The organism is Aeromonas sp. PrichA-15 (assembly GCF_017939245.1).
Classification (GTDB): Bacteria; Pseudomonadota; Gammaproteobacteria; order Enterobacterales; family Aeromonadaceae; genus Aeromonas; species Aeromonas caviae.
The window spans coordinates 1-407 of the sequence record NZ_JAGKRH010000376.1 but is presented as its reverse complement, the minus strand read 5'-3'; the positions used below and the strand labels follow the sequence as shown (position 1 = coordinate 407).

The window sequence follows — 407 nt, the reverse complement described above, 5'->3', positions numbered from 1 at the left end:
CGGGCGGGATACCGGCTCGGCGTGGTTGATAGTGGTTGGCTGATGCCGGGCGACCAGGCGCCAGCCTTTGTGCTGGACGCCAAGGCGCACGGCGGCCAGTGAGTAACCCGCGCAGTCAGTGGGCTCGTTGCGGGCGCCGGATGGGTTAACCCAGCGATAGACGCGGCGGCCCTTGATAAACTCCAGCCGCTTTCGCTCACAGGTCAGACCCTTGAAATAGTGTTCATCTGCCCACTCGGCGACAGGGTGGTGCCGGTAACCAGGCAGCGGCCCGGATAGCGATGCAGGCACATCGGCCAGGCGGGCGTAGATCACGTCCTTGGCGGTGTCGGTGCCGACCTCCGACAGGTAAACACCCTGCCGGTTCTTCTTGCGCGGGAAGGTGATGATGGGTTTGCCCATCACCG

1 protein-coding gene is annotated in these 407 nt (G+C 64.6%); it reads right to left on the bottom strand.

What is annotated here, in order from left to right:
* On the bottom strand, nucleotides 1-407 hold a 407-nt coding region (locus tag J9889_RS23720; protein ID WP_210558461.1), incomplete at both ends, for a terminase gpA endonuclease subunit.